General features: G+C 55.8%; 18 protein-coding genes. 11 read left to right on the forward strand and 7 right to left on the reverse strand.

Annotated elements, in window-relative coordinates; all coding sequences use genetic code 11:
- The first annotated feature begins 142 nt into the window (after positions 1–142).
- Positions 143–1,660 carry a trimethylamine methyltransferase family protein gene (locus Q0835_RS06005; protein ID WP_298959322.1) on the forward strand — a complete coding sequence of 506 codons (1,518 nt, stop codon included), beginning with the start codon at positions 143–145 and terminating at the stop codon, positions 1,658–1,660.
- Positions 1,661–1,693: 33 nt separating this feature from the next.
- Here Q0835_RS06005 and Q0835_RS06010 read toward each other — a convergent pair whose 3' ends face one another.
- From Q0835_RS06010 to Q0835_RS06025, 4 genes are all read right to left on the reverse strand, one after another.
- Entirely contained in the window at positions 1,694–2,674 is a 981-nt protein-coding gene (locus Q0835_RS06010) for a LysR family transcriptional regulator (RefSeq protein ID WP_298959325.1), read from the reverse strand.
- A gap of 125 nt (positions 2,675–2,799) precedes the next feature.
- Positions 2,800–3,807, reverse strand: a complete 1,008-nt coding sequence (locus Q0835_RS06015) for a putative sulfate exporter family transporter (protein WP_298813354.1) — start codon at positions 3,805–3,807, stop codon at positions 2,800–2,802.
- 81 nt (positions 3,808–3,888) lie between these two features.
- Positions 3,889–5,670 carry a sulfoacetaldehyde acetyltransferase gene (xsc, locus tag Q0835_RS06020; protein WP_298813353.1) on the reverse strand — a complete coding sequence of 594 codons (1,782 nt, stop codon included), beginning with the start codon at positions 5,668–5,670 and terminating at the stop codon, positions 3,889–3,891.
- A gap of 31 nt (positions 5,671–5,701) precedes the next feature.
- On the reverse strand, positions 5,702–7,318 hold the full coding sequence (locus tag Q0835_RS06025; RefSeq protein ID WP_298813352.1) for a choline dehydrogenase: 1,617 nt from the start codon (positions 7,316–7,318) through the stop codon (positions 5,702–5,704).
- A 127-nt stretch (positions 7,319–7,445) separates the two neighbouring features.
- Here Q0835_RS06025 and Q0835_RS06030 point away from each other — a divergent pair, with 127 nt between their 5' ends.
- The 5 genes from Q0835_RS06030 (at position 7,446) to Q0835_RS06050 (ending at position 11,770) form a co-directional block, all read left to right on the forward strand.
- Positions 7,446–8,678: a TRAP transporter substrate-binding protein gene (locus Q0835_RS06030; protein WP_298813351.1), complete on the forward strand. Its 1,233-nt coding sequence runs from the start codon at positions 7,446–7,448 to the stop codon at positions 8,676–8,678.
- Positions 8,679–8,800: 122 nt separating this feature from the next.
- Positions 8,801–8,929 carry a hypothetical protein gene (locus Q0835_RS06035; RefSeq protein WP_298813350.1) on the forward strand — a complete coding sequence of 43 codons (129 nt, stop codon included), beginning with the start codon at positions 8,801–8,803 and terminating at the stop codon, positions 8,927–8,929.
- Positions 8,926–9,591, forward strand: coding sequence for a TRAP transporter small permease subunit (locus Q0835_RS06040; protein ID WP_298813349.1), 666 nt, complete (start codon positions 8,926–8,928; stop codon positions 9,589–9,591). Before Q0835_RS06035 ends, Q0835_RS06040 begins: the two co-directional genes overlap by 4 nt.
- A gap of 12 nt (positions 9,592–9,603) precedes the next feature.
- Complete coding sequence (locus tag Q0835_RS06045) at positions 9,604–10,965, forward strand: TRAP transporter large permease (RefSeq protein WP_298959328.1); 1,362 nt, start codon at positions 9,604–9,606, stop codon at positions 10,963–10,965.
- Between the two features lie 31 nt (positions 10,966–10,996).
- Positions 10,997–11,770, forward strand: a complete 774-nt coding sequence (locus Q0835_RS06050; RefSeq protein WP_298813346.1) for an IclR family transcriptional regulator — start codon at positions 10,997–10,999, stop codon at positions 11,768–11,770.
- 90 nt (positions 11,771–11,860) lie between these two features.
- Here the strand turns inward: Q0835_RS06050 and Q0835_RS06055 are convergent, their stop codons facing one another.
- Positions 11,861–12,487, reverse strand: coding sequence for an HAD-IA family hydrolase (locus Q0835_RS06055; RefSeq protein ID WP_298959331.1), 627 nt, complete (start codon positions 12,485–12,487; stop codon positions 11,861–11,863).
- Positions 12,488–12,855: 368 nt separating this feature from the next.
- On the opposite strand from Q0835_RS06055, the gene Q0835_RS06060 reads away from it, so the two are divergent.
- Positions 12,856–14,115: a molybdopterin molybdotransferase MoeA gene (locus Q0835_RS06060; protein WP_298959334.1), complete on the forward strand. Its 1,260-nt coding sequence runs from the start codon at positions 12,856–12,858 to the stop codon at positions 14,113–14,115.
- 118 nt (positions 14,116–14,233) lie between these two features.
- Here Q0835_RS06060 and Q0835_RS06065 read toward each other — a convergent pair whose 3' ends face one another.
- Together Q0835_RS06065 and Q0835_RS06070 are read right to left on the reverse strand one after the other, a co-directional pair.
- Positions 14,234–14,731 carry a plastocyanin/azurin family copper-binding protein gene (locus Q0835_RS06065; protein WP_298813341.1) on the reverse strand — a complete coding sequence of 166 codons (498 nt, stop codon included), beginning with the start codon at positions 14,729–14,731 and terminating at the stop codon, positions 14,234–14,236.
- Between the two features lie 130 nt (positions 14,732–14,861).
- Positions 14,862–15,641, reverse strand: a complete 780-nt coding sequence (locus Q0835_RS06070) for a helix-turn-helix domain-containing protein (protein WP_298959337.1) — start codon at positions 15,639–15,641, stop codon at positions 14,862–14,864.
- Between the two features lie 281 nt (positions 15,642–15,922).
- Between Q0835_RS06070 and Q0835_RS06075 the strand changes: the two genes are divergently transcribed.
- Genes Q0835_RS06075 through Q0835_RS06090 form a run of 4 tightly spaced genes read left to right on the forward strand, consistent with a single transcriptional unit; the run spans position 15,923 to position 21,446 of the window.
- Positions 15,923–16,996, forward strand: coding sequence for a cytochrome c peroxidase (locus Q0835_RS06075; protein ID WP_298813339.1), 1,074 nt, complete (start codon positions 15,923–15,925; stop codon positions 16,994–16,996).
- A 12-nt stretch (positions 16,997–17,008) separates the two neighbouring features.
- Positions 17,009–18,151, forward strand: a complete 1,143-nt coding sequence (locus Q0835_RS06080; protein WP_298959341.1) for a cytochrome c peroxidase — start codon at positions 17,009–17,011, stop codon at positions 18,149–18,151.
- Between the two features lie 11 nt (positions 18,152–18,162).
- Positions 18,163–18,759, forward strand: coding sequence for an arsenate reductase (azurin) small subunit (locus tag Q0835_RS06085; RefSeq protein ID WP_298813337.1), 597 nt, complete (start codon positions 18,163–18,165; stop codon positions 18,757–18,759).
- Positions 18,760–18,770: 11 nt separating this feature from the next.
- Positions 18,771–21,446 (forward strand): arsenate reductase (azurin) large subunit, encoded by a 2,676-nt coding sequence (locus tag Q0835_RS06090; RefSeq protein WP_298959345.1) that lies wholly within the window; start codon positions 18,771–18,773, stop codon positions 21,444–21,446.
- Positions 21,447–21,491: the final 45 nt, after the last annotated feature.

Consider the following 21,491-nt stretch of genomic DNA (forward strand, 5'->3'; position numbering starts at 1 on the left):
CGCGCGACAGCCGACAACGCAGGGATCACTAAATTCGAAAAAATAGAAATATTAAAACGAAATTCTAAAATACATCTCAATTTCATTGCGCCGGCTTTGTGGATCTTTTGAAATCGACCGCAAAGGTTCTGGAGGATCCGTTTTGGCAGGAGGTCTAAAAAAGAGAGGTGGCCGCAAGGAGCGATTGGCAATGCGGGCCGCTAAACCTTTGATCGACCCGTGTCCGCCCGGTCAGCCGGGAGGGCGGTACAGGCCCCTCGACGAAACCGATCTTTGCCGGATTTTTCAAACTGCCCTGGACCTGCTTTCAAGTCTTGGTATGGGAGAGGTGCCCGCCCGGCTTCGAGCGGATCTGATCGCTGCGGGTGCATCGTCTGGAAGCGGCGACAGACTGTGCTTTCCGGAAAGGCTTGTTGAGGCCGCGATCGCTTCGGCAGCTAAATCCTTCACCTTTCACGGGAGAGATGAGCAACGGTCCATTGTTGTCGGTGCGGACCGGGTCTATTTCGGGACCGGAGGTGCGGCAGTTCAAACGCTTGATATGGAAACCGGCCTCTATCGACCGTCAACGCTTGCGGATCTGCACAATTTTACCCGTCTACAGGACGTACTCCAGAATGTCAGCTGGTTCACCCGCTGCTGCGTCGCAACGGATGTTCCCGATAATTTCGATCTCGATGTGAACACGGTCTATGCGCTACTCAAGAACACCACCAAGCCGGTCGCGACCTCCTTTACTTTACCGGAGCATGTCAGCCCGATCGTGGAGATGTTGGATGTTGCTGCCGGTGGCAGCGGTCAATTCGCAAAGCAGCCGTTTCTGAAAGCGCATATCAGCCCGGTAATTTCGCCGCTGAGATATGGCGAGGACGCCGTCGGAGTGGTTTATGAATGCATCAGGCACCAGATACCGATGACGTGTATCACGGCCGCTCAGGCAGGTGCGACGGCACCGGCGACGCTCGCCGGTTTTCTGGCGCAGTCACTTGCCGAAACACTTGCGAGCCTTGTGATGGTGCACGCCATTTGCCCGGGATTTCCGATGATCTTTTCCAACTGGCCACTGGTTGTGGACTTGCGCACGGGTGCCTTTTCAGGTGGTGGTGGCGAAACAGCCCTTTTGAACGCTGCTTCCGCGCAATTGACGAACTGGCTTGGGCTCCCGTCCGGCGTTGCCTGTTCAATGACCGATGCCAAGGCTGTCGATGCGCAGGCCGGCGTCGAAAAGGGGATCACATCGCTTGCAGCAGCACTGGCTGGTGGCAATCTCATCTACGAGAGTTCGGGCATGACGGCATCCTTGCTTGGGGCGAGTTTTGAGGCTTTCGTGTTGGACGATGAAATGCACTCACTTACCTACCGCACCTTGCGCGGCATCGAGGTGACCGAAAAAAGTCTTGCCTTTGAAACCATTCGAGACGCGGTTCTGGGAGAAGGGCATTTTCTGGGGTGCGAAAACACTTACCAGGCTATGGAACGGGATTATTTTTATCCCGCGCTTGCTGACCGGGACGAGCCGAGAACCTGGGCGCAAAACGGCGCTCGGGATGCATGGGGCCGGGCGCGCGAAAGAGCAATGGACATCCTCAAGAGCCACCATCCTGTTTATCTCGAAAAGGACGAAGACCGGTATATTAGAGACCGTTTCAAAATCCTTTGAAAGCGGGCGGTCACTTCCCGGTCGTCAAAGTCCTCAGGTCCGGTCCAGAAGCCTGAAGCTTTCCGCCAACCAGGGCGCATCTCGTTGAGTGGGTTTGATAAGGGTTTCCTGGATGAGATCGCGTAGGGATCCCTCCACCAGATCCAGCACGGAACGCGAACAGTCGTCGTTTGCCAGCACCGCCAGATTGCGCGCAAATCCTTTTCCAGGGAAACGGTGCATCTCAACATGGGTGTGAAAGCGCCGTGCTCTTGAAAACAAGAGGGGTGTGGTGACGGCCCAACCCGTTCCGGCTGCAACCATCGCAAGCAGGGTCTGGTTGTTGTCGCACTCGAACCGGTGTGCGGGCAAAACGTTTATCCGCCGCAGCTGCGCTTCGATCTGCCGTGCAATCACGAGATTGCTGGAGAACCTCAGAAACGGCAGGTTTGCCTTGCCGTTCAAAACCTCGGCGGGTCGCCAGTCCAGGTTCTTCGGCAACACCATGACAAACGGGTCGCGCAGAAGCGGTCGCTCAACGCAATCTGGAAACCGCTCATTTGACGTTGCGGTTATGCCGATATCAAGGTCCCGGTTCTTCAGCATCTCCATAATCCGGTGGCTTGAATCTGTGTGATAGACGAAGTCGCAATTCGGCATGCTTTCAAACAGCGAGACAGCGAGCGCGGGAATGACGTCGCTGTCAAAGTCCTCAATCGCTCCCACCCTCAGATAACTTGCATCAGACATATCCCCGACAGCGGCCTCGGCTCTGGCCTTGCGCAATGCATGCAACGCATCATCAATGTTGCGAAGGAAAATCTTGCCCTTTGGTGTCAGAACAAGCGGGCGCCGTGAGTGGTCTATCAATTGAACGCGCAAGGAACTTTCAAGGTTGCGCAAATGGTGTGAAACCGTACTTGGCGAAAGGCCGGTTTCAGTTGCAACGGCCTGAAGAGACCCGCGGCGGGCGCATAGTTGGAAAAGCTCCAGGGCCTTCAGGCTGAGATCCTTGATTTCCGGGCGTTGAGGCATTGGTCTCCAGGTGTCGGTTCATCAAGGTCAATTGATCCCGACAATCAGACTAACACCGCATTGCCACCGATGGTGCGCTCGAGGTCTCCGAAAGCCCAAAAAGCTGTTCAGAAGCATACGGAAACCTAGTCGATCACACGCAGGCCGATCAAAACGTAGCCTCCCAGGAATATCGTTTCTGCGACGATAAGGGCGATGGCAACGCCGCCAACATCGAGCATCTTTTTCAAGGAGGTCTTGAGACCAACCGCTGCAATGGCAATCAGAAGAAACCATCGAGACAGATTGCCGGCAGCTTCCGAGACGAAGGACGGGATCAGGCCAATTGAATTCAAAATTGCGAGGATCAGAAAGCCAATGACGAAGCCAGGAAGCAGGGGAGGCTTCTTGCCGGTCGTTGCCTTGCTGCTGGAGCGATAAGCAAGTGAAAAAATCAGGACCACCGGTGCCAGCATGGCAACGCGTATCAGTTTGACCAGAGTGGCGTTTTCCCCAACTTCAGGGCTGATCGAAAATCCGGCCCCGACAACTTGCGCAACGTCGTGGATGGTTCCGCCCAAAAAGACACCGCTGTCACGGGGACTAAAGCCGAACAGGTTCGACAGCATCGGGTAGAGCACCATCGCAATCGTCGACAGGACTGTCACCGAAAGCACGGTGAAGACAAGATCCCGCTGGGATTTGTCGTGTTTTGGCAGAACCGCAGCAATGGCCATGGCCGCCGAGGCCCCGCAAATTGCGACCGACCCACCGGTCAACAACGCAAAGCCGATGGACCGTCCGACTAGACGGCAGACAATCAGCGCAAACACGATTGTCACGAGCACGCCTGAAATCACGAGCGCGATCATCGGGGTGCCGAGCCCTACCAGCATGTCGGCACTTATTCTGGCGCCAAGCAGTGCCACGCCGAGCCGCAGCACTGTGCGTGCGGAAAGCGAGATCCCAGGCTCGGTGCGCGTGCCCTCTTCCGCAAGAAAGTGCAGGGAAAGTCCCAGAAGCAACGCCATGAGCATAGCTGGTGCGCCGTAATGCTCGGACAGGAACTGCGCCGATATGGCAATCAGGACGGAGACGGCGATGCCGGGAAAGTGCGACTGCATCTGCGCAGTTGTCGGGACAAATGATTTCATTGCGCCAATCCTTGATTGCGCATGCGACAGAAAATGAAGGCGCGGCGGCGGTGTCACCGCCGCGCGTATTGTTTCAATGGGTCAGGCAGCGCCTTGCTGCGGGCGCATGTCGGCCTTGTCGATGCCGGCGACAACAACCGGTTTCTTCATCGCATCCCGCCGGAACGGTTCGCCGAGCTCCTGGTTGAGCAGCACTTCAATGAAGGTGGTCTTGCCTTCCTTCATCTGACGTTCAACGGCCTTGTGCAGTTCGTCCGTCAGTTCCTCTTGCGACTTGACCGATACGCCTTCGGCTGAACAAGCCCGTGCGATGCCGGCATAGGATGTGTCGCGGTCTAGCTCCGTGCCGACAAAGTTGTTGTCGTACCACAGCGTTGTGTTCCGCTTCTCCGCACCCCACTGGTAATTTCGGAAAATCACCATGGTGATGGGCGGCCAGTTGTCTCGCCCGCATGCAGTCATCTCGTTCATCGAAATACCGAAGGCACCGTCCCCGGCAAAGCCGATAACTGGCGTGTCAGGATTGCCGATTTTTGCACCGAGAATAGATGGAAAACCATATCCGCAAGGACCGAACAGGCCAGGTGCCAGATATTTCCGGCCTTGCCGGAAGGATGGATACGCATTGCCGATAGCGCAGTTGTTGCCGATGTCCGAGGACACAATTGCATCCTCAGGAACAGCCTGCATGATTGCACGCCAGGCCTTGCGTGGGGACATCAGATCGGCGTCGCGTTCGCGCGCTCCGACATTCCATTCGGTGCCGGGATCATCATCCTCGTGATCGAGGCTGGAGAGTTCCTGCGCCCAGGATGACTTCGTCACCGCAATCAGGTCACGTCGTTCCTGCCGGCCCTTGTCGCCTGCATTCGGAGCCAGTTGTGCCAAAATTCCGCGTGCAACCTTGCCCGCGTCTCCCTGGATGCCGACAGTGACCTTCTTGGTCAAACCGATGCGGTCGGCATTGATGTCGACCTGGATCACCTTCGCCTGTTTCGGCCAGTAATCGATGCCATAGCCTGGAAGTGTCGAGAATGGATTGAGCCGCGTGCCGAGTGCGAGCACGACATCAGCCTTGGCAATCAGTTCCATGCCCGCCTTGCTGCCATTGTAGCCAAGAGGACCAGCCGCCAGGGGATGCTGGCCAGGAAAGCTGTCATTGTGCTGATAGTTGGAGCAAACCGGGGCTTCCAATCGTTCGGCAAGTGCAACGACATCCGGGATCGCACCGCCCAGTATCACACCGGCACCGGACAAGATTACCGGAAATTCGGCCTCCGACAAAAGTTTGGCGGCTTCGCTCACCGCTTGTTCTCCACCGGCAGGACGTTCAAATGCGACCACTTGCGGCAGATCGACGTCAATCACCTGGGTCCACATATCTCGCGGAATGTTCATTTGTGCCGGTGCGCTGCAGCGCCAGGCCTGCATTATGACGCGGTTGAGAACTTCCGGTATCCTGCTTGGGTCACGCACTTCTTCCTGATAGCAGACGCTGTCGGCAAAAAGCCTCATCTGCTCCATTTCCTGGAAGCCGCCCTGACCGATGGTCTTGTTGGCTGCTTGTGGTGTTACCAGCAAGAGAGGGGTGTGGTTCCAATAGGCTGTCTTGATCGGCGTCACGAAACCGGTCACACCTGGACCGTTCTGTGCGATCGCCATCGACATCTTTCCGGTGGAGCGGGTAAACCCGTCCGCCATCAGACCGGCATTCGTCTCGTGGGCGCAATCCCAGAAATTGATCCCAGCCTTTGGAAACAGGTCACTCACTGGCATCATCGCGGACCCGATAATACCGAATGCCTGCTCGATCCCATGCATCTGCAGTACTTTGACGAATGCCTCTTCCGTGGTCATCTTCATAGTGCGTCTCCTGATATTATAAAAATGATGATCAGATCGAACCCGCGTGGTCTTCCAGGATCATGTTGCTGGCTTTTTCGCCGATCATGATGGCGGGCGCGTTGGTATTGCCGCTGACGATTTCCGGCATGATCGAGCAATCGGCGACCCTGAGACCGCGAATGCCGTGAACGCGAAGCCGCGAATCGACGACCGATCCCGGTCCTTGCCCCATCTTGCAGGTCCCTGTCGGGTGATAGATTGAGGAGGAATTGCTGCGTGCCCAATCAAGGGTCCCCTCATAATCCTCCAGATCGAGATCCCTTGTCGGACGGAATTCCTCGGAAATCTTCGATTTCAAAGGGCTGTGCCGGGCGATTTTCCGGGCCACTTTCACACCCTCCACGATGGTACGGCAATCCAGCTCCGTCGACAGGTAATTGGGATGGATTTTCGGATAAGTCCGCGGGTCATTGCCATTCAATTTAATCTCGCCACGGCTCTCCGGGCGCAGTTGACAAACCGACATGGTGAAAGCTGAAAACGGATGCACTCCTTCGCCGGGGCTGTCCGCCGACCAGGGCTGAACGTGAAACTGGATATCGGGCGTTTCGACATGCGAGCCTGTTCTCATGAAGCCAACGGCGAGACTGGCAGCCATTGTCATGGGGCCTGCGCGGAACAGTGCGTATTTGGCAAATATGCGTGCCTGATTGAAAAGGCTGCGCACTTCGTCATTCAGGGTCGGCTCATTGCACTTGAATACCAAACGGGCCTGCAGGTGGTCCTGAAGGTTCTTGCCAACGGCTGGCAAGTGGTTCTGCACTTCAATGCCGTTATCTTTGAGTTGTTCGGCATCTCCGACACCCGACAGCATAAGAACTTGCGGCGATCCGATCGCACCGGACGAGAGAACCACTTCACGAGAGCAGTGGACGGTATGCTCTTTGCCGGAGCCGTTCAGATACGTGACGCCGGTGGCGCGACCGTCCTCGATCTCGATCCGGCGGACCAGAGCCTTGGTGACAATCTGCAAGTTCGGTCGCTTGCGGGCGGGTTTGAGGAAAGCGGCCGCAGAACTGCAGCGCCGGCCATTGCGGGTCGTCAGCTGAAAATAGCCGACGCCTTCCTGGGTTGGGCCATTGTAGTCGGGGTTGAACGGATAGCCGGCTTCCTGGGCAGCTGCGACCCATGCGTCGCATATCGGCCGTTGCAGGCGCATGTTCGAAACGGAAAGTTCTCCCCCCACGCCGTGATAATCATCTTCTCCACGCTCCTGATTTTCAGACCGCTTGAACAGTGGCAGAACGTCATCCCAACCCCAGCCTTCGTTGCCCATCTGGCGCCAGCGATCATAGTCTTCCTTTTGACCGCGCACATAAAGCAGGCCGTTCAGCGAAGATGATCCCCCAAGCACCTTGCCGCGTGGCCAGTCGATGGTTCGCTTGTTGATTCCCTCATCCGGTTCAGTGCGATAGCACCAGTCAACGGAAGGGTTGTGCATTGTCTTGAAGTAGCCGACCGGCACGTGAATCCATGGGTTCCAGTCGCGCGGACCGGCCTCAAGCAGGATCACGCGGTTCGACGGATCTTCGCTCAAACGGTTTGCCAGCACACATCCGGCAGAACCGCCGCCAACGACGATATAATCGGCTTTTTGCGCTCCCATCTATCAGGCCCTCCAAAAGACGCGAATTGGAACCGAGTGAAGTTTTCCTTGCGGTAGCAACAATAATGATTAAAAATGATACTGCAAGTCTCAAAAATTGCCGAATATGAACACGGAGGAGGAGTTCATGAAAATTTCGGATAAGCTTGATGGGGTCTCTCGTCGGGAGTTTTTCCAGGTTGCCGGACGATACGGTCTGTCGTCCACACTGTTTGCTGCAAGCGCTCTCGGAGGCACGGTTTCTCTGAGCGCACTCGCTTCAGCCGCGGAGTCCACTTACGAAAAGCGTTACAAGAAGGAAGCAAAGCACACTCTCAAGTTCGGAGCTTCGGGCTTCAATGCACGCAACTTGTTGATCGAGCGGGCAGGGTGTCTGGAATTTGCGCGTGACCTGGAAGAGCGTACCGATGGTGAGATCAGAATTGAATTCATCGGTGACAACCAGATCTGCGGTCAGTTGAACTGTGTTGAAAAAACACAGAACGGCATCGTGGATATTTACGCTGCTTCAACCCAGAACTCTGCTGGCGGCGCACCTTACCTGAACGTTCTCGACTATGCCTATGTGTTCCCGGGCCGCGCGTCGCAGTATCATTTCCTTTACAGCCCGGAGTCCCAGAAGATCCTGCGTGATCCGCTCGAAAAACGCCATGGTCTGAAGTTCCTCTTCAGCCACTGCGAATTGCGAGGTATCCAGCTTGGTCAATCCTTTGCGGACAAGCCGACGGTTACGAAACTTGAAGAGCTGTTCGGAACCAAAAACCGCGTTACCGGCACTCAGCTGGGTCGTATTGCCATGCAACTCCTGAACCTGAATCCGGTTCCTGTTGCCTGGGAAGAGACGTTGGATGGCTTGAAAACCGGCCTGATCGACGGTGCGGAAACCTGGGCTTCTGCCGTTGCCTACGCCAACATGTCGCCGGTCGTTTCGCAATCGGTCGACCTGCGCTTCTTCTGCGGCACTGAGCACACTGCCATGTCCGCCAAGGTCTTCGACAGCCTTGAGGCAAATCTGCAGGATGCGGTTATGGAATCGGCCTATCTGGCGCAGGTTCATGTTCAGGCCGCCAACGAGGCGGCGCTGGTCAAGACCGTCGGTTTCTCTGATCCGGTCATGCCGGGTACGCTCTTTGCCGAGAACGACGTTCGTCCGGCCTTCCTGTCTGATGATCAGATCAAGATGGCTGAGGAAATGTGTTCGCCGGAATTCAATCCGGAGCCATGGGCACAATGGCGCGAGCGCATCAACAACTGGGCTGGCGGCATGGATACCTACGCGGAACTCTATCGCGTGGCCCGCGAAGTGCCAGCCGACATGAAGCCGGAAAACGTAGAGCCTCGCCGTTGGTGGAAGGGCTGACGAGAAGAAAACAGTGGCGGCGGGGTGGAGGACCCCGCCGCCCTTTTCACAGATGGGGCCTGAGGGGAACTTCATATACGTTTCCAGGGACTGCGTTTTCAGAAACGTATTTCAAGAACCCCATGGCACGCGCCGTGGGCTCCATGGGTTACGTTGCAGATCTGGTGCCCGGACGAGCCGGCATTGAAACGGAGTGGTCACCAGCTGCAAAAGTCCAGACAATGTCTGGCTTGGGAGGAGACATGTCATGAGTATCGTCAGCGAAGCTGCCGAGATCTTCAGTGCTGTTTTGTCAAACGATGCCTGGATGATCAGTGAAGCCCTGAAAACCGATGCAGCTTGGGTTGTCGGAGCCTTTGTTACCCTTATTGGCGGCGCCCTGATCGTGCTTGTCTATCACTATGTGCCGTGGATCGAGCGGAGCCTCGAAGCCACAATCATGACGTCGACCTATCTCCTGATTGGCGCGATCATATTTGTTGAGGTCTTCCGGCGATTTGTTTTGAACGTGCAGGCACCCTGGTCGACCACGCTTCCTCCTTTCCTGTTCCTGATCATGACGTGGATGGGCTGTGCCTATAATGTAAAGCTCCGGACGCATTTGGCGTTTTCTGAATTTCGAATGGCTATGCCGCGTCCCGCACAATTTATGTGTCTTACCTTGGACGCCCTTTTATGGCTCGGCTTTTCCTGGGTTGTTGTTGTCACCTCCACACAGGTTGCGGCGAACTCTGCTGCAAATTTCCAAATCATGCTCGGCACCGACAACGTGCTGCAGTGGTGGTTCCTCATTTCCGTGCCGCTCGCATTCTTGCTGATTGCGGCCCGGGCAATGGAGAACTGGATGATTGACGTGAAAAACCTGATGACCGGAAAGCCGCTTACCGGCGCCGTCGCGATTGGCTCAGACTGAGGAATTCAAGACATGACTGACGGTACCTGGACCACTCTCATCTCAATCGGCGTCACAGTCTTGTTCATGCTGGGCGTGCCTGTGTTTCTTGTCATCGGATACTGGGTGATCGGCATGAGCTTTGTGCTGGGCCTTCCCCTTATCAACACCGGTGCGGCGCTTGCCGACGTGTTCACGGACGGTTTTGCGCTTCTTGCCATGCCGCTCTTTATTCTGACAGGAGACCTGATCAACCGGTCGGGGATTGCCAAGCGGCTGTCCGACTTTGCTTATGCCTGCCTTGGCTGGCTGCGCGGTGGTCTTGCGATGGCCAGTCTTGGCGCTTGCGGATTGTTTGCCGCCATATCTGGCTCCAACTCCGCGACGACAGCAACGATCGGTTCGATGCTGCACCCGGAAATGGTCAAGGGTGGGTATGACGAGCGCTTTTCAGCGGCGACGGCCGCCGCCGGTGGTACGGTCGGGATTATCATCCCGCCGTCGATCATCTTCATTGTCTATGGTTTCCTGCTGAATCTGCCGATTTCCGAGTTGTTCCTCGCCGGAATTGTTCCTGGCGCGATGATGGTCGGCGCCATGATGCTGGTCGCATTTGTCATTTGCAGCAGAAATGCCTGGGGTCATCTCATTCAGCTGGATTTCATCCGGGTGTTCAAGACGGCAACCGGTGCCTGGCTGGGCTTCTTTGCCATCGGTCTCGTGCTCTGGGGCATTTACACCGGCAAGTTTTCACCGACGGAAGCTGCGGGCGTCACGGTCGGCTTCTGCGTTCTGGTCGGTTTCATCAGTTTGCCGCTGTTCAAGTTGCTGGGCTCACCTTCAGAAGAACGCAGCTACAAAGAACGAAACATCGCAGAATATCTTGTCGTCAAAGGCTTCGGCCCGCTCGAGCTGCCGCGCATTACGATGCGCTCAGCGCAGATTGCCGGCATTCTCGCACCGCTGATCGCCGTTTCAGTGGTGATGCAGCAAATTCTTTCCGTGCTCGGTGCACAGCAGATCATTGGCGATTTCGTGACGGGCATGGGAGGTTATTATGCCGTTCTGTTCACATCGATGATGATCGTTTTCGTCGCGGGAATGGTGCTTGAAAGTCTTCCTGTGACGATCATCCTTGCACCCATCCTTGCGCCAGCGGCCCACTCGGTCGGTGTTGATCCTCTGCAATTCGGCGTCATCTTTCTCGTTGGAGCTTCAATAGGCTTCGTCACCCCGCCATACGGACTTAATCTCTATGTTGCGTCGGGCGTAACGGGCGTTCCCTATTTCCGACTTCTGAGGTACACGGTGCCTTATCTGATCTCGCTTCTGGTGGTCTGGTTTATTGTCGCCATGGTCCCGACCCTCTCGACAATGCTGGTCCCAACCGGTTAAAGCGGAGGCAGTACAGGGGGAAGGGGACTGCATGGTGGACGAAAACGGCAGGGAAAATGCAATTCCAACCAATCTGCGTTTGCTGTTCGTTCTCGAAGAATTGGCCGAATCAGGCGTTCCGGTCACCCCCACGGAACTGAATTCCAAGCTCGGTTTGCCAAAGCCGACTATCCACAGGCTGTTTACCACGCTGGAAAGCGAAGGTTTCATCCAGCGGGAAATTGACGGAAGGGGTTACTCGCCCGGTCTTCGCTTGCGGAAGATGTCGGCTGGCATCCTGTCGTCGTTGCGCATTCGTACCGCGCGTCTGGCAATCCTGGCAAAGCTTGCAGAAGACATCGGCGAGACCTGCAACATTGCCATCCCTGACCGCGATGCAATGATTTATCTGGACCGCGTGGAAACCAAATGGCCTTTGCGCATTCAGCTGCCGGTTGGCACAAGAGTGCCGTTTTACTGCACAGCAAGCGGCAAGATGTATCTGAGCAGTCTTGATCGCAGGCACCTCAGGAACTACTCGGCCTCGACGAAACTGGACGCCATGACTGCGACGACGATCACGGCCCCCCAGGTTCTGATTGAAGAGGTTGCGAAAGTTCGGGAGCGCGGTTTTTCAACTGACAACGGCGAATTCATGGAGGGCATGATTGCCGTTGCGGTTCCAATCATCGAAGCCAATGGCCGATTGGTTTCGACCCTTTCTTTTCACGCCCCGGAACAAAGACTGCCGCTCAATGATGCGATCAATCATGTCGACAAGCTGAAATCAGCCGCGGCTCAACTTTCCAGCCTTCTTGCAGGTTGAAATTCATTTCTCAGTCTTTTGAATTCAACGTCGGATCCGTTTTTGGTGTCAAAATTGAAGTATCCTGCCTTGCAACGAAGCTGCATTGGATCAGGTCAATCGGAACTCGATGGCTTCAAAATCTGAAATCAGTGGGCATGCAGGTTTTGTATTGGTGGGACTTGCACAGCCGATGGCAATCACATCACTTCCAGCGTTCATCCCTGCCTGAATTCCCGCCGGAGCGTCTTCAAAGACAAGGCACTGGTCGGTGGTCGTACTGAGCTTTTTGGCAGCCAGATGATATCCGGAAGGATCCGGCTTTCCGTGTTCGATGTCTTCAGCAGTCACGAGCACTTCAGGTATAGGCAAACCAGCAGCCGATAACCTTTTGATAGCGAGGTCGCGACCCGCAGACGTCACAATGGCCCAACGTTTGGGCGGCAAACGGCTCAAAAGCTCGACTGCGCCCGGAACAGGGATGATGCCACGCACATCGGCAGTTTCCGCCGACTCAATTTTTGCAGCTTCCGCCTCACAATCGGTGCCGGCATTCGCGAAGTCCTTTAGAGTGTCGATTGTCCTTCGACCATGTGAAACTGCGAGCAAGGCATCAGGATCAACTTGATTTGCAACGGCCCATTCCGTTAGGATCCGTTCGATTACGACACGCGAATCCAGCAACGTTCCATCCATATCGAACAGGACAGCTGAATAGGCTCGATCTAGCTTCATCATTTTTGACGTTTGGTCCTTCTGCAATCATTTTCGAGTTTTCGCTTGAACAACTGCGCGGCATGAAATCTTGTGCTGACGCTAACACATGTTCTGTCCCGGGGAGCCTTGAAAGTGAGACGCTTCCTGCCGGACATCGAATGGATCCCGATAGCAGCTGTGTCGCCAGGTAAAGCGAGGCGCGCGCCTTAGGTGAGATGGCAATCAGACATTGCTTGAGTTGAAAAACCTAATTCGCTGCTGTCGATTGTGGGATGGACGTCTCTTCAAAGAAAACGCCTTTGACGCTCGTCAAAGAAAGACGGACGGGTCTGAGTTAGCTTTTCTGGATCTTGAAAAACCAAGCAACAACTCATTCCGGAATCAAGTCCATGGAAAGCAAAGCCAAGTTCGATTGTTGTGACAATAGCCAGGAAAACCGCCTTTCGAGCGTTAATGATACCGTGTCACGGGCTGTCAGCCTTTGCAGCAAAATCACAGAATTTGAAGATGTGCCTTTGCCAGGCGCCGCCGGAAGGGTCAACTTTGGCGAAACGGTTTCGCTTTTCTCCCTGCCAATTCATGATCACTCAGCCGTTGACGGATATGCGCTGGGCGGAAGTGGGAAAAAAGCGCTCAAGATTGTCGGACGAATGATTGCCGGAGATTGCCCGAAAGGCCGAATTGCGACGGACGAAGCCGTCCGCATCATGACCGGCGCTCCAACGCCAAATGGAACCAGGTCCGTTGTCATGCAGGAACACGCGACCGTTTCGGATGGCTGCGTTGTGCCGAATTTCGACGTCCCGGAAGGCGACAACATTCGCCGTGCTGGCGAAGACGTTCAAGTCAACCAATCCCTTGTCCGCAGCGGCACGCGCCTTGATGCGCGCCACACTGCGCTGATGACTGCCAGCGGCTATCAGACAGCATGTGTTGTCAGGAAAATTCGGGTGGCTGTGCTGTCGACCGGCAATGAGCTGCGCGATACCGGTGTAGGAATGGGGCCTGGCCATATCTTCGACACCAACCGGCCGATGCTGCGCACGCTTCTCAATTCGAATGCCGTGGAGACGACTGATCTGGGGATCATCAAGGATGATCTCGGCGCGATCTCGGAGACGCTGCGGGAAGCTGCAGGGGATCACGATCTCATCATTACATCAGGCGGCGTCTCGGTCGGCGAGGAAGATCATTTGAAGGCTGCCGTAGTTGCCGCAGGTGGCAGCATAGAAGGCTGGCGCATGGCAATTAAGCCCGGCAAGCCGATCGCGCTTGGAAAGATCGGCAAGGCGGTATACCTCGGGTTGCCGGGAAATCCGCTTGCCTGTTTTGTTGATTTTCTGCTGGTCGGCAGGCCGGTTCTTGAAGCGCTTGCCGGTGCCGTGCAGCGCGCGCCGTTGGTCCTGAACGCCAGAGCTGCCTTTGGCTGGCAACGAAGACCGGGACGGCAGGAATTCTTTCCCTGCAACATCGTCGGCACGTCACAAGAAGGTTTTCCGCTTCTTGAGAAGACGGGCAGAGCCGGCTCCGCTCGTCTCATGCCTCTCATTGAGGCAGACGGTTTGGGTGCGGTTACTGCAGGCTGTTCAAGCATAGAACCGGGATCTGAGCTGAAGTTTTATCCGTTCAGAGCAGATATGGGACTTTAGGAAGAACGCAGCCGGTCCTTGAGAAGCCTCAGGACTGGCTGTTTTTTGATACTGCTCTTGGCAAACGCGCAGCTTTGCTGCTGATCTGGAAGCCACAAGAAAACGCGAAAGAAGCGGTTTAACGCGGGAATTTTGCGTCCAGCTTTGCCAGCAGTTCCTGGAGCTTTTCATCGTGGCGGCCGGAGAGTTTCCTGGTCCAGCTTTCCGGTGGATTTTTCCAGGCGTCGGGTTCTCCGACAGCCAGCAGCATGACCATCCCATACCGGCCATGAACCTTGCAGGTCAGGACATAAAGTCCCGGCACGTCCATTGTCAGGGTTTCGGATGCGGTGTTGGCCACCGAGATCTTTTCAACACCGTCTGGTATCAGTCCCTTGACGCTGACCACCGTGTGCTGACCCCTGGAATTGTTGAAGGTGACCCGTTCACCTGTTTTCAGGGCAACGAAATTCGGCTCAAACCGAAACATGTCCAACACCCGGTCAGCCAACGGGTCGCTGATTTGATCGATCTTCGCGCTGGAAGATGTGCCATCAGCAAAGATTGGCGATGTCGCAAGAAGTATGGCGGCCATGACGGAAGCCACCGCAGCATATTTGAAAAATGCGCTTGGCATGGGTTCACTCCAGGTTGACCTGGCTACCGGTCCGAAAGTGGCGTTTACGACACCTGTTGACCGCGATGGCTCGGCAGTTTGAAATTTGGGAACGAAAGGCAGCCCAATTGGGTGCCATGAGTGAGCGACACTAGGCGCCGCGTTTTCTGGGACGCCCCCCATTGGCAATCAGACGCAATCGGCGAACGTCCTCGATGGTTACCAGCTCGGCCTCGGGAAGGCTGATAACCCCTTCATTTGTCAGCGTCGTAAAACCTCTGCTGACGGTTTCAGGCTGAAGTCCGAGATAATCGGCGATGTCGCGGCGCCCGAATGGAATTGTGATCGAATTGAACTGATGTCCACTTCGCGGCAGCATCCGGCTTTTGAGCTCAAAAATGAATGCAGCAATGCGTTCGATAGGCGTCTTCTTGGCAAGATCATTGCTGTGATCGAGCAAGCGGAAAAGAAAATTGTTTGTCTGATCGATAAAGTGGTCTCTGGCTGTATCGGACCGACTGAGAAGTTTCTCGAAAATCGGGTATTCCATCAACTGGACCGCGCTGGGCGTAAGCGCTGTTATCGAGCCGTCGAACTGACGTTGCAGTGTCGCAAGATTGATGTAGTCGCCCGGCAGGAACAGACCGGTGATCGTTCTTCTGCCATCGCTGAGGTGGGCAACGATCCCGACCGCACCGGTCAGGATGCCGATAACAGGTGAATTTGGAAGTGTCTCGGGGTCTATTTCCTGTCCGGTCGCAAGCGCATATCTATGCGCACCCTTCGGGAGATCTATTCCAAAGGTCGTGCGAAGAGCGGCGCAAATACAGTTTTGAGAATGAAAACCGCAGCTGTGTTCCAGACTGCACAGATTGCCGGCATCTTGATCTTCAGTATAGCTCTCCGCCGATAGTCCGTTCATTGGTCTCATATCAGGCCCCTACTGTTGAGGGGACTATATGGTCTGTCTCCGAATACATAATTGAGCAATATCAATCGTCACAAATGTTTGATAATTATATAATTTCGAATGTTTGAATGTTCGGTTTTACTTCAAATCTCTACGTATGATTACTCAAAAAAACGGACGATTGATTGCAATCAGTGCTGATGATTTTCACAAGTGAATACTCGCCGTGAGGGGGGAGTTGAGCGGTCGCCGGATTCAGTGGTGATCGCGTTCTAATACTCCTCTCCACTACGGAGGGTCCTATGCGCCTAACTGCAAGTATTGCAGCTCTGCTATTAGCCACCACGGCTGCCTGGTCCGCAGATCAGGGTCCGGTTACGCCGATGGAGGTCAATCCCGAGCTGGCCGAACTCGGCAAGCGTCTTTTCTACGACACACGCCTGTCCGGCGACACCAACCTTTCCTGTTCATCTTGCCATCAGCCGGATCTCGCCTTTTCGGACGGTGAGGCCCTTTCAACGGCCTATAGCGGGTCGGAAGGTTTTCGAAACACGCCCACGCTTGCCAATGTCGGCCAGCGTGCGGCCTGGATGCATGATGGCCGCCTCGGCACGAACCTGAACGACGTTTCCCGTGAAATGATCACGGAAGACTACATCATGAACATGGACATGCGGATGATGCAGGAGCGTCTGAAGCAGGATCCGGTCTATGTGGAAATGTTCAAGGCTGCCGGCAAGGGTGAACCTTCAAACGGCGGTGCGCGCTCAGCGCTTCAGGAGTTCCTGAAGTCGATCGCCTCTTCAGGTTCTCCGTTCGATACCGGTGAAATGAGCGAAGCTGCGAAACGCGGCTACGTGAACTTCAAGGGCAAGGCCGGCTGCACGGCCTGTCATTCCGGTGACCGTTTCACCGACGACCAGCCGCACAATATCGGCGTTCCCGACAACCCGGACATCTGGTCCGACCCGCTGCGGCATCAGACATACGTTGCCTATGCGAAATTCATGGGTGTCGAAAACTACATGAACGTGCGCACGGATCTCGGAGCCTACATCCGCGATCACAAGGAAAGTTCGAAACGAACATTCATGACGCCGACCTTACGCGAGCTGACTTACACCGCGCCGTACATGCACAATGGCACGCTGGCAACGCTGGAAGACGTGGTCGAATTCTACAACCAGGGTGGTGGTGATGACTTGAACAAGGATTCTCGTTTGAAGCCGCTTGAACTAACCCGCGGCGAAAAGGCTGACCTGGTTGAATTTCTGAAAGCGCTTTCCGGCGATAGCTACAACCAACCCGCCTATGTCTGGGAACAGGATGACTACGCATATGAAGTCGTTCCCGACTGGAAAAACGCGACCAATTGAGGAGACAGGATCATGTCAAAAGCCATGAAGAAAGCCGTCTCCGCATGGGCTCTTGCAGGCGCATCAGTGCTGGCAATCGCCACCGGAGCAATCGCCGCAGATCGGCCGGCAGACCTTGCACCGCTGGGTGACCCGCCCATTCCGGCAGACAACCCGCAAACACCGGAAAAGATCGAACTCGGCAAGATGTTGTTTTTCGATCCGCGTCTTTCCGGCAACAGCGCAATGCCATGCTCGGCGTGCCATCTACCCGACGCCGGGTGGGATTTCCCCGACAAGATCTCGCTTGGATATCCGGGCACGGTTCACTGGCGGAACTCCCAGACAATCATCAACTCGGCCTATTACGGCAACCTCTTCTGGGCGGGATCTTCCAAGTCGCTGGAAGCACAGGCCAAGTCGGCTGCCAAAGGTGCGGTCGCCGGGAATGGCGAAGATGACATGCTTGAATCTCGCCTGGCATTCGTTCCGGAATACCGCGAGCGGTTCAAGGATGTCTTTGGAACCGAGTATCCGCGCCTGAGCCACGCCTGGATGGCAATTGCCGCGTTTGAGCGCACACTCGTTCAAACAGACACACCATTCGACACCTATATGCGCGGCGATGATGCGGCTCTGGATGATGCCCAAAAGCGCGGTTTGGAACTGTTCACCGGCAAGGCAGGATGCTCCCAGTGTCACAACGGGGCGCTGCTGAGCAACCAGAAATACTATAATCTCGGTGTGCCTGCCTATGACGGTTGGGAAGCCGACGAGCTTGCCCAGATCACCTTCCGTTACGAGCTTTATGCGAAGGGATCCACGGAGGAAATGTACCGGTCCTACAAGGATGATCCGGGCGTCTATTTCCGTGCAAAGGACAAGAACCACCTCGGCAAATTCCGCGTTCCGTCGTTGCGCTACACAAAGTACACGGCGCCATACATGCACAACGGCATGATCGAAACGCTGGAAGACGTCATCGAGTTCTACAACCAGGGCGGCGGTGAAAACCAGTTCGCTGAAACCAAAAGCGAACTCATCAAACCTCTCGGCCTCAATGACGACGAAAAAGCCGATCTGCTGGCCTTTCTGGAAAGCCTTTCCGGTGAACGCATCGTGATGGAGGAGCCTGAGCTTCCCGAATACGACGTCCTTCCGGCGGCTTCGAACTAAGGAGACGGATTATGACGAAACATCAAAAACCGATCGATCCGGCTCTGATCGAAGCCATCAACGGCCCGAAGGACGTTGCCAAGACAGGCAAGCGGTGCCTCATGAACAGACGTCAGTTTCTTCTGACGTCGGGCATCACCACGTTCACGGTCATGGTCGCTCTGAAGGCTGGCCCTTCATCTGCAAAGGTTCCGGCGGTGGTTTCGACCTACGAACGCAAGCTGATCGGCAAGCTCTCGGAGCTGAAAGAGGACGAGCCTCTCGACTTCACCTATCCCGATGACGGCGCTTATTCGGAATCCATGCTGGTCAAGCTCGGCCGTGAAGCCGGCGGAGGGATCGGACCCAATAAGGATGTGGTTGCGTTCAACTACACCTGTACCCACCAGGGTGGACCGCTTCAGGGCACTTACAAGTCCGAGGACAAGGTGCTGGGGCCGTGCCCGTTGCACCTGACCACATTCGATCTGACACGCCACGGTATTTTCATCTCCGGACAAGCTTACCAGAGCCTGCCTCAGGTGCTGCTCGAGCTGGATGGAGATGACATCTATGCCGTTGGAATGTTCGGCCTGATCTATGGCCGTTACAACAATCTCAAGGGCTGAGGAGACCGATAATGTCCACACCCTACTATATCCCAGAGACAAATATTCCGCTGCCTCCGGTGGATGCGGATGTGATCTCGACCGCTTGCGACTACTGCATTGTCGCCTGCGGCTACAAGATTTATCGCTGGCCGGTCAAGGGCGGCAAGGTTGGCGGCGAGAAGGCCGAGGAAAACGCTTTTGGCGTCGACTTCCCGGTCGACCCGCTCGGCCCATGGGTTGCACCGAACCAGTACAATGTCGTGCTGCATGATGGCGAGCCACATCACGTCATCATCATTCCCGACAAGGATACGGAGCACGTCAATCTGCTCGGCAACTCCTCCATCCGCGGCGGGGCTCTGGCGCAGAAGGTCTATAATCCGCAGACACCGACCCGTGATCGGCTGAAATCTCCGATGATCCGCATGTTCGGTGTCCTGATGCCGGTCACCTGGGACTTCGCGATGGAAATCGCAGCAGAAGTCGGCAAGCATGTGATCAAGACTCACGGCGAAAACGCCTACTGCGTCAAGACCTTCTCGTATGGCTATATGGAAAACACCTATGCCATCACGAAATACGCCTTGAACAGCGTCAGCACTGCCAACTTCACGTTCCACGACACGCCGTCCGACGTGACATCCACACCCGGTTTCCGGGATGCTGGCTTCGACAACTTCGGACCGTCCTACGAAGACTGGAGAGACGCCGAAACGCTGCTTGTTTGCGGCACCGACCCTTATGAGACCAAGACCATCCTGTTCACCGACTGGATGATGCCTGGTATTCAGAACGGGCAAAAAGCGATCTTCATGGTTCCGCGCAAGACCGGTGGCATTGCCTATGCCGAAAAGAACGGCGGCATGTGGCTCGACATTCAACCGGGCACCGACCTTCTGGTCGTCAACGCCATTGCCCGCGTCATCGTGGAAAACGGTTGGGAAGACAGCGACTGGATCCAGAAATGGGTCAACAACAAATGGGAAAGCTCCTCAGGCTTCGGTCAAGGCACCCGGAACACGCCGTGGCAGTGGCGCACCACCTGGGGCAAGTTCCAGACCGCCGGTTTTGAAGACTGGAAAGAATGGCTCCTGTCTCAGGACGAGTTCGCACCGGAAACGGCTGCCGAGATCGCCCAGATCGACGTTCAGAAGATCTACACCGCCGCTGAATGGATGGCCAAACCGAAGGAAGACGGATCACGTCCGAAGACATCGGTCATGATCGAAAAGGGCTTCTACTGGTCGAACAACACCGGCAACACCCAGGCCATCTCCGCACTCGGCATCATCGTCGGGGCCGGTGGTCGTCCGGGGCAGGTCATCGGTCGAGCCGGTGGTCACCAGCGTGGCGGTCTGCGCGGCGGCAAATACCCACGCAACAAGTCGCCTGAAAAACTGCCCGGCCGCCGTCGCCGTGCCATGGATACGGACCGGTATCTGATGTCCGGCCATACGCGCTTTGCGCATGTGATCGGCAACACCTGGATCCAGTCCATGTGCGGATCGCAGTCTCTTGCGGCGAAGTTCAACGAGCTGACGGTGCAAAATCCGCATCAGATCCGTTCGTTCGACAAGCAGGAGATCATCGATACGCTGAAGCGGCGCGTTGACAGTGGCGGCATGGTCGTCGTCAACCAGGACATCTATCTGGTGGACCCGATCGGTGCACGCTATGCGGACATCGTTTTCCCGGCTGCCGGCTGGGGCGAGGATACCTTCACCCGCGCCAACGGCGAGCGTCGCATTCGGCTCTATCCGAAGTTCTACGATGCGCCGGGTGAAGCCAAGCCGGATTGGTGGATCATTGCCAAACTGGCGACCGCCATGGGCTACAAAGGCTTTGATTGGAAGAATTCCAACGAAGTGCTTGAAGAAGGTGCCCGTTTCTCACGAGGAAGCCGCAAGGATTTCTTCAACGTCAAGGTTGTTGCACAACGTGAAGGCAAAACCCTGCATGAGAAACTGGCCGAGTTCGGCACCAATGGCATCCAGGGCCCGGTCCTCTTGCAGGACGATGGCTCGCTGGTCGGTACCAAGCGTCTGCATGACACTGAACGCAAACTGCCAGCTGACGGGCCGTCCGGTGCAAACCGCCTTGGCAAGAAGCTGACGCACTTCAACTCGCAGACCGGCAAGTGCAACATCCAGAAGTCACCATGGAGCCTGTTCTCCGACTACTGGGCATGGCTGAAGCCGAAGGACGACGAGTTGTGGGTCACGTCCGGTCGTATCAACGAGCGCTGGCAGTCCGGTTACGATGATCGCCGTCGCCCGTACATCGTTCAGCGCTGGCCGGAAAACTGGGTGGAAATCCATCCTGACGATGCGGCGGCCAGAGGGATCGAGAACGGTGATTACGTCATGCTCTATTCTGACCGGATCCCTGTTCAGAAGGACACCATCATCGGTGTGGAAGGCGATGACTTCCAGTTCGAAAAACTGATGGAGCATGGCCATATCGAGTTGACGGAAGCCGCGATCACAGCAGTCGCCATTGTGACCCCCGCCGTCAAGAAGGGGCTCCTTTACATGGACTTCCTGCACACGGCTCAGCCGGCCAACGCCTTGTCCGGGCGTGTGGTCGACTGGATCAGCGGTAACTACAACTACAAGATGGGCGTTGGCCGGATCCGCAAGATCGGCACATCGCCTTACAAGACCAGCTACCGTTCGATGTCCTTCGCACGCCGTGACATCGCATAAAGGCGTCGCGATAGACTGATCAAGATCAAGGCGGGGACGAGAGTT

It is taken from the genome of uncultured Roseibium sp. (genome assembly GCF_947499295.1).
Lineage (GTDB): Bacteria > Pseudomonadota > Alphaproteobacteria > Rhizobiales > Stappiaceae > Roseibium.

Excerpts from the sequence above, each read along its gene's own strand:
- Q0835_RS06010 (WP_298959325.1), bottom strand. The coding sequence starts at position 2,674 with ATGCCTCAACGCCCGGAAATCAAGGATCTCAGCCTGAAGGCCCTGGAG.
- Q0835_RS06015 (WP_298813354.1), bottom strand. The coding sequence starts at position 3,807 with ATGAAATCATTTGTCCCGACAACTGCGCAGATGCAGTCGCACTTTCCC.
- xsc (WP_298813353.1), bottom strand. The coding sequence starts at position 5,670 with ATGAAGATGACCACGGAAGAGGCATTCGTCAAAGTACTGCAGATGCAT.
- Q0835_RS06025 (WP_298813352.1), bottom strand. The coding sequence starts at position 7,318 with ATGGGAGCGCAAAAAGCCGATTATATCGTCGTTGGCGGCGGTTCTGCC.
- Q0835_RS06030 (WP_298813351.1), top strand. The coding sequence starts at position 7,446 with ATGAAAATTTCGGATAAGCTTGATGGGGTCTCTCGTCGGGAGTTTTTC.
- Q0835_RS06035 (WP_298813350.1), top strand. The coding sequence starts at position 8,801 with ATGGCACGCGCCGTGGGCTCCATGGGTTACGTTGCAGATCTGGTGCCC.
- Q0835_RS06040 (WP_298813349.1), top strand. The coding sequence starts at position 8,926 with ATGAGTATCGTCAGCGAAGCTGCCGAGATCTTCAGTGCTGTTTTGTCA.
- Q0835_RS06045 (WP_298959328.1), top strand. The coding sequence starts at position 9,604 with ATGACTGACGGTACCTGGACCACTCTCATCTCAATCGGCGTCACAGTC.
- Q0835_RS06050 (WP_298813346.1), top strand. The coding sequence starts at position 10,997 with ATGGTGGACGAAAACGGCAGGGAAAATGCAATTCCAACCAATCTGCGT.
- Q0835_RS06055 (WP_298959331.1), bottom strand. The coding sequence starts at position 12,487 with ATGATGAAGCTAGATCGAGCCTATTCAGCTGTCCTGTTCGATATGGAT.
- Q0835_RS06060 (WP_298959334.1), top strand. The coding sequence starts at position 12,856 with ATGGAAAGCAAAGCCAAGTTCGATTGTTGTGACAATAGCCAGGAAAAC.
- Q0835_RS06065 (WP_298813341.1), bottom strand. The coding sequence starts at position 14,731 with ATGCCAAGCGCATTTTTCAAATATGCTGCGGTGGCTTCCGTCATGGCC.
- Q0835_RS06070 (WP_298959337.1), bottom strand. The coding sequence starts at position 15,641 with ATGAGACCAATGAACGGACTATCGGCGGAGAGCTATACTGAAGATCAA.
- Q0835_RS06075 (WP_298813339.1), top strand. The coding sequence starts at position 15,923 with ATGCGCCTAACTGCAAGTATTGCAGCTCTGCTATTAGCCACCACGGCT.
- Q0835_RS06080 (WP_298959341.1), top strand. The coding sequence starts at position 17,009 with ATGTCAAAAGCCATGAAGAAAGCCGTCTCCGCATGGGCTCTTGCAGGC.
- Q0835_RS06085 (WP_298813337.1), top strand. The coding sequence starts at position 18,163 with ATGACGAAACATCAAAAACCGATCGATCCGGCTCTGATCGAAGCCATC.
- Q0835_RS06090 (WP_298959345.1), top strand. The coding sequence starts at position 18,771 with ATGTCCACACCCTACTATATCCCAGAGACAAATATTCCGCTGCCTCCG.